Source organism: Arenimonas sp. (assembly GCF_044348765.1).
GTDB lineage: Bacteria > Pseudomonadota > Gammaproteobacteria > Xanthomonadales > Xanthomonadaceae > Arenimonas.
In genome coordinates, this window is sequence record NZ_JBIKSE010000045.1 from 1 (window position 1) to 11,384 (window position 11,384).

Below are 11,384 nucleotides of genomic sequence, written 5' to 3' on the forward strand. Positions count from 1 at the left end.
CTTGCCCAGATCATCATCGATGTCGCCCCCGGCGAGCCGGTCAAGGTCCGCGATGTTGCATTGCAGGTCGATGGCGATGGCAGCAAGGACCGTTTCATTGGATTCTGGCTGGAAGGTTTCGAGCCGGCTCAGGGCGAAGTGTTCAATCACGGCCTGTATGAGGAAAACAAGGCTCAAATCAGTCAAGCCCTGCTTGATCGCGGCTATTTTGATATGCGCAACAGCGTGCACGAAGTGCGCGTGACCCGTGCCGCGCAGAGTGCTGACATCAATCTGGCCTGGGATAGCGGTATCCGTTACCGCTACGGCAACGTCCGTTTCGAAGGTCACGAATTCGAAACGGGATTACTCGAGCAGCTGGTGAATTTCGAACCGGGTAACTATTATTCACAGCCTCAGATCAATCGTTTGCAGGAATCGCTGGCCAAGCTCAATTATTTCAGTTCGATTGAAATCGTCCCCGATCTCGAGAGCAAGCAGGCGGGTACCATACCGATTCTGGTCAGCCTGACCCAAGGCAAGCGCACGAGCCAGTACGCCAGTTTCCGTTATGGCACTAAAACCGGACTCGGTGTCGAGTATGGCGTTGAACGGCGTTGGATCAATCGCCGCGGTCATAAGCTCGACTTCAATGTCGGCTGGGCGCAAAATGAACAAAGCTTCACTACGCTTTACCGCATTCCGGCATTTCAGTGGCTGGATGGTTGGTACGGCATCGGTCTGGTCACCCGTAACGAGGAATATACCAGTGCCAGCAGCCGGTATGTCGAGGGCAGCTTCAGCCGCAGCGGTGAGCTACGCAATTGGGATCTGTTGGCCAGTCTGAATGTGCGCCGGGAGCGTTTCGATGAAGCCATCCCTGATATCGATCAGTCGCTCGGCAATAATCTGTATACCGCCGTGGCGTACCCCGAGTTCAATGCGGTCTGGCGCCGTAGTGATGACCCGCTTTATCCGACCAGTGGTTCGGCCTGGTATTACCAAGCGCGTAGCGGTTACGAATTCGCCCAGTCTCAAGCTCCGTTTTTACAGGTCACGGTCAAGAACAAAAACATCCGGGGCCTTGGCAACAAAAGCCGCCTGCTGATGCGTGGCGAGCTTGGTGCTACATGGTCCGCCAACTATCCATATTTTCCACCCTCGCTGCGTTTCTATGCCGGTGGTGACCAGAGTGTGCGCGGTTACGGCTACAAGGAAATCGGCGAGTACTTTGATAAATACAACCTCGGCGGTCGTTACATGGCGGTCGGCAGCATTGAGTACGAATACCGTGTGAATACCGAGTGGGCAGCGGCCGGTTTCATCGATGTCGGTGATGCCTTCGACCGTAAACCCAACGCCAATTTCGGTGTCGGTGCCGGAGCGCGCTGGCGTTCGCCAATCGGTCCGGTTCGATTCGATGTCGCCTACGGTTTCAATGGACCGGATCCGGGCTTCGGCATCCACTTCACCATCGGATCCGATCTATGAGTCTGTCGAAGAAATCCCGATTCGGCCTGTTGTTTCTGGTTTTCATTGCCGGTGCAGTCGCTGTCATCGGGTGGCTGCTGTACAGTCCAGCCGGTCGTGACTTCATATTGACGCAGGCACAGAAGCAACTGCCGGATGGTGCGCGCCTGCAATGGCAACGGGTCGATGGCGTGTTTGCCGATGGCTTGCGTTTCAATCGTCTGGTCTATGCCGATGCCGAGCAGCGTTACGAAGCGGGGCTACTAGAAATCGATGCCGACATCCTGCCGCTGCTGTTCCGGCATGTGAACATCGCGCATCTCCGTGCCGAGCATGTGCGTCTACACCTGAAAAAAGACGACACCCCTTTCGAGTTCCCGCGCTGGCCGGAAAGCCTGCCGGAACTAGATCTTCCTTTGCGTATCCGCGTCGCTGACGCCCGTATTTCCGATATGCAGTTGTTCGAACAGAACCGGCTTTTGTATGCGGTCACTAACATCCGTGGCGGACTCGAGTTGGCACCGGGCGCGCTCATGCTCGATCACCTGCAGGCCGAATCCGTGCATGGCCAGATCAGCGTCAACGGCGATTACCGGCCGAACCGCGGCTACGCCACCCGGCTGGATGGCACGGTCCGGCTCAGGACCGAAGCCGCTGGTACGCCGCCGGCCCTGCGTCTGCATGCCGAAGGCGATGCCGAACGTTTTCTTTTCGACCTTGAAGGGGCGTTGCCCGAGCCGGTCCGAATCCGATGGGAATTAAGTACCCGTGACGGACGGCCGTTTTGGGTGTTGGGTGCCAGTGGTGAACGCTTCGAGCCGGCCATGCTGGGATTGGCCGATGCCCATGCCTACCGCGTGCAACTGGGCGCATCCGGTGATGACCGAAGGAGCCAGATTGCCGGCGAGCTCAGCCGGGATGCCAAAACGCTGGTCATCGAGCCCTCGCGATTCGCCCTGGACGGCAGTCGTATTTTGCTGGAAGATGTGCATCTGCAATACGCCGGTGCACGCTTGTCGGCGCAGGGCAGCCTGAATACTGAAGGCGAGCTTAGCAGTGATGCCTTGGTATTGCAGGTTTCCGATTTCGTATTGCCGTTGGCGGAAAAGGATTCCGCCAAGACCAAAACCAAGTCAGTGCCGGTCGTGCTTAGTACACGCATCGAAGCCAGCGGAAAACTCAGTGCTTGGCAGCTGAAAGTCACCGGAAGTCTGCTGCGCGGCAAAGAACGCGCCAGCTTCGATGTGCTCGGCAACGGGACCGGCAGTGCGCTGGATCTGCCGAAAATGAAAGTCAACATGGCGCAAGGCGGGCTGGATGGCCGGCTGCGCCTGCGTTGGCAACCGGCAATGGATATCGCCTTTGAAGGCAAACTGATTCAATTCGATCCGGCTTACTTTTTCGCCGACTATCCGGGAGCGGTCAATGCTGATCTGCGCATCGCGGTGCAGCAGCCTGCAGGCAAGGATTGGCGGGGTACGGTCAAAGTGCTTGATCTCGGCGGCCAATTGCGCGGGCGCCGTCTTGCCGGCAGGGCCGATCTGCATTTCAATGGCTTAACTGTATCCGGTGATGCTGATCTGCATGCCGGCGCCTCGCATGTCACGCTCAGGGGCGGCGACAGCGGCAAGCTGGACGTGGCCGCGGCCATGCTGCCACTGGATTTGAACGATATCAGTCCGACTTGGTCCGGTCTGGTCCGCGGTACGTTGGTATTACAGGGTGATAAGAAAAGTCCCGATTACCGGGTCGATGTCCAGGGCGCTGGTCTGCAGATGCGAGATTACCGGGTCGGTAAGATCCGCCTGCTTGGCGGCACGCTTGGTGATGGCCACACCCGGCTGGACGCCGATGATATTTGGATTGATGGCCAGCTCGTCGACCGCATTGCACTGGATCTTGACGGACCGCTGCGTGAGTCCTCCTACCGGCTTTCCGCGCAGTCGGGTGAATACGCTCTGGATTCCTCCGGTGATCTGCAGTGGCAGGACGGTATCACCCGGCTCCGCCCGGAATTCCTGCGCACCGATGGCGGTGTCCTCGGCATATGGCAGCTACAGCAACCTGCATTGCTGATGCTGGACGGGTCCGGTTACCAGTTCACGCCACTTTGCCTCGCCAGCACCGATCACAGTGCGCGACTCTGTGCAGAGGATGACGGCAACCTGATTGCCGTCAATGGCAATGATTTTCCTATGTCACTGCTCCAGCCCTGGGTCAACAATGCCGGCAAGGAGTTCACCTATTCGGGTACAGCTGCTCTGCGCGCCGAGCTGCCCAAGAGCTTTGCGGTCAGCGGCTCCGGATTCGTCGATTTGGACGTGCCATTATTGAAGGTCGGCGTTAAGCCGAACGATGCCAATGAAGTGATTCGCATCGAGGATTTGCGCTTGCAGTTGAAGTGGCTGGCCAATCGTCTTGCGGGTGAGGTATTTGCCCGCCTGCCTGAGGGCGGTTTGATCGAGGGGACCCTTGATACCGGGTTCTCCCCGAGCGCGCCCTTGAATGGCGGCCTTAAACTGCAGATCAATGAGCTGTCCTGGCTCGAACTGTTTTCCTTGGATCTGGCGCAGCCTACGGGACGCATCAATGGTGAAATCGAAATTTCCGGCCGACGTGATGCACCCAGCATTAATGGTGCTTATCGTCTCCAGGATTTCAATGTGCAGATTCCTGGACTTGGTCTTAAATTGGCGGACGGCCAGCTTACTGCAAACAGCACTGACAATCTAGCGATGCTGGTGAAGGGATCAATCAGATCGGGAGATGGCCGTCTTTCGGTGGTCGGGGTCTGGGATCCTGCCGATCAATTGCCGCAGCCGATCGACCTGCGACTGATCGGAAAAAACGTCACGCTCGCTGATACGCCCAACACGCAACTGAGCGCCGATACCGATCTGCTGCTCGGATATGCCGGTGGCATTTATAGCCTCAATGGCGACATCAATCTGCTCGACGGCCAGGTCAATCTGGAAACGCTCAGCAGCAGTGTCGCCATTTCCAACGATGTGGTGGTGGTCGATTCAGCACCGGAGAAAGCGAAACGTGATCTGCTTCGATTGGGTCTGAAACTGAAGGTCGGTGTCAGCGAGCACGTCAAAGTCACCGGCTATGGCTTGGATGGTGCGGTCTCCGGTCGGGTTACCGTCGACAGTCCTTACGGCAGTCCGACCAAGCTCACCGGCACCCTAAGCCTAGGCGGTAAATACGCCGCATACGGCAAGGAACTGATCATCAAGCGCGGCAATCTGCAGTACAGCAACAATCTGGTGTATGAGCCGCGCCTCGATATCCTGACCGAACGGGTGATTGAAGAAGAGAACATCACGGTCGGCCTGCAGCTCAGCGGGCCGGCGGCCAAGCCGAAAACTACGGTGGTTTCGAATCCATCCATGTCCGATTCCGACGCCCTGTCCTGGTTGTTGTTCGGTCGGCCGCTGAACGCGGTGAGCGCCGGACAGGCCGATTCTATCAACGCCAAATCGATGGCTTTGAATGCCGGTGGATCTTTTCTGGTCGGCACGCTCGGTCGCAAGGTCGGACTGGATGAAGCATCCATCAGTGAGTCGCGTGCTCTCGGCGACTCCACGCTGACCATCGGCAAGCAGATTTCGCCCCGCCTATTCGTCAGCTATGGCGTCTCGTTACTGGGCATCGGCCAAGTGATCACTCTGAAATATCTGCTCAAGGCAGGGCTCGACATCTCCATCGAGTCCGAACAGTCCGAATTGCGCGAGCAGAGTTCAGCTGCGTTGAACTGGCGAAAATGATGTCCAAATGAGCGCCTATAGCGACAGCATCCGCCTTTCCGTGGCACCCATGATGGACTGGACTGACCGCCATTGCAGAGTGTTCCACCGCTTGCTGGCACCGAAAGCGCGGCTATATACTGAAATGGTGCATGCACAGGCTGTTCTGTTCGGAGATCGCGAACGTTTACTGGGCTACGATGCCCGTGAGCAGCCCTTGGCCTTGCAGCTCGGCGGCAGCGATCCCGCGCACCTGGCCGAGGCTAGTCGTATCGCCGAGCAGTACGGTTATGCCGAAATCAATCTCAATGTGGGCTGCCCGTCGGATCGAGTACAGGCCGGCCGATTCGGGGCTTGTCTGATGAAAGAGCCTCAGGTCGTTGCCGAGTGCATTGCCGCCATGCAGAACGCGGTGCGCGTGCCAGTCACCGTGAAATGCCGGTTGGGTGTCGACGAGCAGGAAGATTACAATGCGTTTCTGCAGTTCATTGACGCCGTTTGCGAAAGCGGCTGCGCCGAATTCGTGGTGCATGCACGCAAAGCCTGGCTGAGCGGCTTGAGTCCGAAAGAAAACCGCGAGATTCCGCCATTGCGCTACGATTGGGTTTTCCGTCTCAAGCAGGAGCGGCCAGTGTTGCGTATTGTTCTGAATGGCGGACTGTCCGAAACCGATGTCTGTTTGGATGCGCTGCAACAGGTCGATGGAGTCATGATTGGCCGCGCTGCCTATCAAGACCCGTACCGTCTGCACCGTCTTCATGCCGCCTTATTCGGAAGCTCCGAGCACGACCGCGAGCATCTGCTGCTCGCCCTGCAGGACTATGTGATGGCCCAGTGTGCCTCGGGTATTGCACTCAAGCACATCAGCAAATGCCTGCTCGGGCTGTTCCATGGACAACCCGGCGGTCGCCTGTTCAGGCAGATATTGAGTCAGGAAGCCCCATTGCCGGGCGCCGGCTGGCCCGTCATCGCCAAGGCTCTGGCAGCCACACGTATTCGGGATAGTGAATGATTACCCGTGATCTGCAGGCTTTTTTTGCCGTTGCGGCAACTTGTGAAGCCGTTGCGCCGGCCTGTGCAAAGGCGGTCTTTATGGTGAGTCCGCAAGGTTTCCGATTGGCCGGGCAGTCGGCGACCGACAACTGCTACATGCAGATGTCGGCTTCGGTCGACGCCGCATCCGCACATGCCGAGCACCGGGCCTTACAGACCGCCATACGCGGCTGTCTGCCAGTTATCAGTTTCCCCGGCGATACCGACACGCCGGATGCAGTCTTTGCCAACAATGTATTCGCTGTGACGCCGGAGCGCCTGATCATCGGCCATATGCGACATCCCATACGCCAACGTGAAGCCGTACGTGACGACATCCGCCGGTTCTTCACCGAAATCCTCGGACGGACACTGATCGATCTCGGCATGCAGCCGGGCATCTGCGAGCTGACCGGCTCACTGATTATCGACCGTGCCCGCGGTATTGGCTATTGCGGTCTGAGCGAACGTTGCGATGAAGAAGGTGCGCGTGCCATGCATGCGGCTTTTGGTCTACGTGCCACCCTGGTGTTCGATCTCGCCGAAGGCGAATATCACACCAATGTCGTGCTCAGTATTCTGGCGGGCCGTGCCGCAGTCATTGCGCCCTGTGGATTCCGTGATGGCCGCGTGCCCGAGGCCATCGCCGGATTCTATGGTGGCGGTGTGGTCCGCCTGAGCCCGGTGCAGAAAGCCGACTTCGCCGGCAACTGCATCGCCTTGAACGGACAGGATGTTTTCCTCAGCGCGCGCGCCGCCGCCAGCCTGGACTCACGCCAGCAGGCGTTTCTGGGGGCATCCGGATTCCACCTGCATGCCGTACCGATACCGACGCTGGAGCTGGCCGGGGGCTCGCTGCGCTGCTGCGTCGGCGAAATCTACTAAAAGAAGGTTCAGAGCCAATTCACCTAGGTCATGCCAAACTAACTTTTATTTAACTAACAGTTGGTTTGTAATACCATACCTCCATGAAGATCCGTCTGCTCGCCGCCGTGATGATTGCCGCAAGTGCCCAGAGTGTCTTGGCGCAGTCATCACAGTTGCCGAGGGCAGTATCTGAAGACAAAGCCGAAGACCGCGATCCGGCATCCCGCAGCAGTTTGCCCAACACCAAGACCAGCCTGCGTTCGCAGCCGCGCACGGTCACGGTGCGACAGGTCGAGCGTCAGACGGGCGGTAAGGTCATCGGTGCCAAACCAGTGAGTGTGCAGGGCCGCCAGCTCAACCAAATCAAGGTGCAGATGCCAAACGGACGGATCATCATCCATCAGCAATTATTTGACGAAAATGGTCGTTCAGTGGAAACTGTCCAGAAAGCGGACGATGACCCCGGACAACCGAACCGTACCGCCGACCATTAATCTATCCTGGAAAGGACGAGTCATGCGCATCCTGCTTGTGGAAGACGAAGCACCGCTGAGGGAGACACTTGCGGCCCGCTTGAAGCGCGAAGGTTTCGCGGTCGATACCGCCAGTGACGGTGAAGAAGCGCTGTTCCATGGTCGTGAAATACCTTTCGATTTGGCTGTGGTGGATCTGGGCCTGCCGAAGATTTCGGGCATGGATGTGGTGCGCGGCCTGCGCGATGCTGGTCAGAAATTCCCGATTTTGATCCTGACCGCACGTTCAAGCTGGCAGGACAAGGTCGAAGGGCTCAAATACGGTGCCGATGATTATCTGGTCAAACCATTCCATGTCGAAGAGCTGCTGGCACGCATCAATGCACTGCTACGGCGCGCCGCTGGCTGGAGCAAGCCAAGCCTGGAATGCGGACCGGTCAAGCTCGATCTGGCCGCGCAGAAGGTCACCATCCATGATGTCGCCGCCGATTTAACCAGCTACGAATACAAAGTGCTTGAATACCTGATGCTGCATGCTGGCGAACTGGTTTCCAAGGCGGATCTTACCGAACACATCTACCAGCAGGATTTCGACCGTGATTCGAATGTGCTGGAAGTCTTCGTCGGACGACTGCGCAAGAAGCTCGATCCGGATGGCATTCTGAAACCCATCGAAACTGTTCGCGGTCGCGGCTACCGCTTCGCCATCCCGCGCAACGAATAATCCGCCGTCCGCCATGAATGCCGCGCGACGCGCCCTGTCCTTGCATGCGCGGCAGCTGATTGCTGCCAGTCTGGGTCTGGTCGCCTTCCTCGGATTGACCGGCATCGCGCTCGACAAGGCTTTCCAGAGTTCCCTGGTCAACAACATGGAAGCTCGCATGGAACGCTATGCGCTGGCTATCTGGGACCAGGTGAACTTCGACAGGAGCGGTCGGCTTCAGATCGCCGCCATCGACAATCTTCCGGATGCGCGCTTCAACAATTTCCGCAGCGGTCTATATGCCCAGCTTGATGGTCCCGGCGGCAGTTGGCAGTCGGAGTCGGTGAAGCTGTTCAGTTTACCCAAGCCGCCGCCCCCGCGTTTCGGTATGCCTTCCGAATTCACCGGACCAATCACGCTGCCGATTGGTGAGGACTCGGATATCCGGGCCTACCGCTATACCGCAAGCACCCGCTTCGACGACGCACCGGCCGGTCCGACCATGATTACTCTGCGTATTTATGAGAGCGAAGAGGAAATATTCAAACAGATCGCCGAGTACCGGAAATCGCTGTGGGGCTATCTCGGCATTGCCGGTATCCTGCTGGTGCTGGTACAGATTGCCATCCTGCGCTGGAGTCTGCAGCCGCTTCGCATGCTTGAAACCGACATGAAAGCACTGCAGGACGGTCGGCAGCAACGGCTTGGCAAGATTTATCCAAATGAACTGCGTCCGATTTCCGGAAGCATCAATGCCCTGATCGATAGCGAACGCAGCAATCTCGAGCTGAGTCGCAACACGCTGGCCGATCTTGCACACAGCCTGAAGACGCCGTTGGCGGTGCTGCAGTCAGAAATCGAGAATGCCGATGATCCTGCCGCATTCAAGAGCGAGGTCTATACGCAGGTCCAGCGCATGAACGACATCGTATCGTATCAGCTGTCGCGCGCCGCACGTTCCGGTCACGCCCTGTATTCGGCGCCGGTCGACGTGCTACCGCATGCCGAGAGCATCGTGCAGAGTCTGGAGAAGATCTACCTGGTACGAGGGGTGCTGTGCGAGTTCGACGTGGATGACAAAGCGCAGTTCTCCGGTGAACCAGGCGACCTGCAGGAATTGCTCGGTAACTTCCTGGAAAACGCCTTCAAATGGGCGGAGCACCGCGTTCTACTGACGGTGAAACCGGTTTACCAAGCGGCGGCCCGCCGGCCGGGCCTTTATCTGTGCATCGAGGATGACGGCAAAGGCATCGCGCCGGAGGATATTCCCAAAATCCTGCAGCGCGGCGTGCGCGGCGATGAGCGGGTGCAGGGCCATGGCATCGGCATGGCCATCGTGCAGGACATCATCCGGTCCTACAACGGCGAGTTGTCAGTCGACCGTTCCCAGGAACTGGGCGGCGCCCGTTTTACCATCCGGTTACCTTGTCTGACCTAGCGGAATAGACCGGGAACCACCCGTAACCAAAGGGCCTGGCCACCACCATCACCCTTGGCGGTGTCTTAGCAGTCGTCGCTTCGCGGCCATCCATGGCCGTAATCAGCGTGTTCAGCCGGAATGTCGGGGTTCGGATTGAAGGCGTGATGCCGGACATCAGAACCAGGCTCAGGCACAGGATGGCGAATATCAACAGGCTTTCAGGCGGTGCTGCTTTTTGGTGCGGCCTCTGGATAGATACGTGCGATCCGAAAAAGGTTGCAAGAATCCGGCCGGTGCATTAAAAATGACTGACCGCCGGCGGTATCATTCCGGCCCAAAAAATCCATAACAACGAATGAACACCATTCCGCTGAAACACGACGCCCCGGTCATCCGCGCCCCGATGCTTCGAAGAGCCCTGATATCCGGCGCACGCCGAGTCATCGCACAACGGGATCTGCTGAATAAGATCAATGTCTTCCCGGTCCCCGATGGCGATACCGGCAATAATATGGCGTTCACTCTCGGTAATGTACTGACCGGTGCGCTCAGCCGGCGTGCGCAGAGTACCGGCGAGCTGCTGCGGCGGGTCAGCGAACATGCCATTGATGGCGCCCGGGGTAATTCCGGTGCCATCCTCGCCCAGTTCTTCACCGGTATCTCCGAACGTATCGGGCACTCCCGGGTAACCAGCCTCGAACAGATGGCCCAGGCCATCCAGCACGGTGCCGATACCGCCCGCGAGGCGCTCTCGGAACCGAAGGAAGGCACCATCCTCAGCGTCATCACCGTGTTTGCCGAGTCCCTGCATTGCCGGGAGCGCGGATTCCATTTCAAACATTGGTTCGGCGCGGCGCTGGTCGCCGCCCGCAAGGCTCTGGCCAACACGCCGAATCAGCTTCCGGTATTGCAGAAAGCCGGCGTGGTCGATGCCGGCGCGCAGGGCTTCGTGGACATGCTCGAAGGCATGTATCAATTCATTCTGGAAGGTGAAATCGAGCTCGATGACGAAATCGAGAATGACTGCGCCGATATGGAGGTCTCACAAGCCCATCTGGAACTGGCCGATGCCGATCCGGAGCACCGTTGGTGCAGCGAGTGTCTGATCCTCGGCGATGGCCTCGACCGCAGCGGCCTACGTGCCGCAGTTGCCGATCTGGGCGCGTCCTGTGTGGTCATCGCCGGTTCCCATTCGCGTGTACGTTTGCATGCCCATGTCGGAAATCCGAAGCAGCTATTCGATCTGGCGGCCCGTTTCGGACGCATCGAAGGCACCAAGGCCGATGACATGCATGCCCAGGCCCGGACTGCAGCCGGTACCGGTGCGGTCGTAATCATCACCGATACCTCGGCCGATGTGCCGGATGCACTATCAGAAAAACTCAATCTGCATTGGGTGCCGTTGCGCTTGAGTTTCGGTGAAAGCGATTATCTCGACAAAGTCGGTTTGAGTACCGGTGAGTTTTACCACAAGCTTCGAACCGAATTGGTGCTGCCGAAAACTAGTCAGCCATCCCCGGGAGATTTCCGCCGACAGTTCGAGTTCCTGCTGTCGCACCATCCACATCTGGTTTATGTCGGTCTTTCGCGAGCGGTATCAGGCACGCTGCAATCGGCCGAGACCGCCGCAAAACGCGGGCACAACGACCGCATCCATATATTCGACACCGCCAATGCTGCCGGTGGCCAGG

General features: G+C 58.2%; 8 protein-coding genes. All 8 read left to right on the forward strand.

The features are described from left to right. On the forward strand, positions 1-1,470 hold a 1,470-nt coding region (locus ACIQ0Q_RS07465), incomplete at its 5' end, for an autotransporter assembly complex family protein (protein ID WP_395772315.1). Continuing rightward, positions 1,467-5,219: a translocation/assembly module TamB domain-containing protein gene (locus ACIQ0Q_RS07470; RefSeq protein WP_395772316.1), complete on the forward strand. Its 3,753-nt coding sequence runs from the start codon at positions 1,467-1,469 to the stop codon at positions 5,217-5,219. The genes ACIQ0Q_RS07465 and ACIQ0Q_RS07470, both read left to right, overlap by 4 nt. Before the next feature lie 7 nt (positions 5,220-5,226). Next, positions 5,227-6,210, forward strand: a complete 984-nt coding sequence (gene dusA, locus ACIQ0Q_RS07475; RefSeq protein WP_395772317.1) for a tRNA dihydrouridine(20/20a) synthase DusA — start codon at positions 5,227-5,229, stop codon at positions 6,208-6,210. Then, on the forward strand, positions 6,207-7,115 hold the full coding sequence (locus tag ACIQ0Q_RS07480; protein ID WP_395772318.1) for an arginine deiminase-related protein: 909 nt from the start codon (positions 6,207-6,209) through the stop codon (positions 7,113-7,115). Before dusA ends, ACIQ0Q_RS07480 begins: the two co-directional genes overlap by 4 nt. Positions 7,116-7,198: 83 nt before the next feature. Continuing rightward, a complete protein-coding gene (locus ACIQ0Q_RS07485) occupies positions 7,199-7,591 on the forward strand; it encodes a hypothetical protein (protein WP_395772319.1) in 393 nt (130 codons plus the stop codon). A 22-nt stretch (positions 7,592-7,613) separates the two neighbouring features. Then, the gene (locus ACIQ0Q_RS07490; RefSeq protein WP_395772320.1) at positions 7,614-8,294 is read left to right on the forward strand and encodes a response regulator transcription factor; all 681 of its coding nucleotides are present in this window, start codon (positions 7,614-7,616) and stop codon (positions 8,292-8,294) included. Positions 8,295-8,334: 40 nt separating this feature from the next. Next, a complete protein-coding gene (locus tag ACIQ0Q_RS07495) occupies positions 8,335-9,711 on the forward strand; it encodes an ATP-binding protein (protein WP_395772322.1) in 1,377 nt (458 codons plus the stop codon). A 337-nt stretch (positions 9,712-10,048) separates the two neighbouring features. Beyond that, a partial coding sequence (locus ACIQ0Q_RS07500) for a DegV family protein (protein WP_395772321.1) occupies positions 10,049-11,384 on the forward strand: 1,336 nt, incomplete at its 3' end.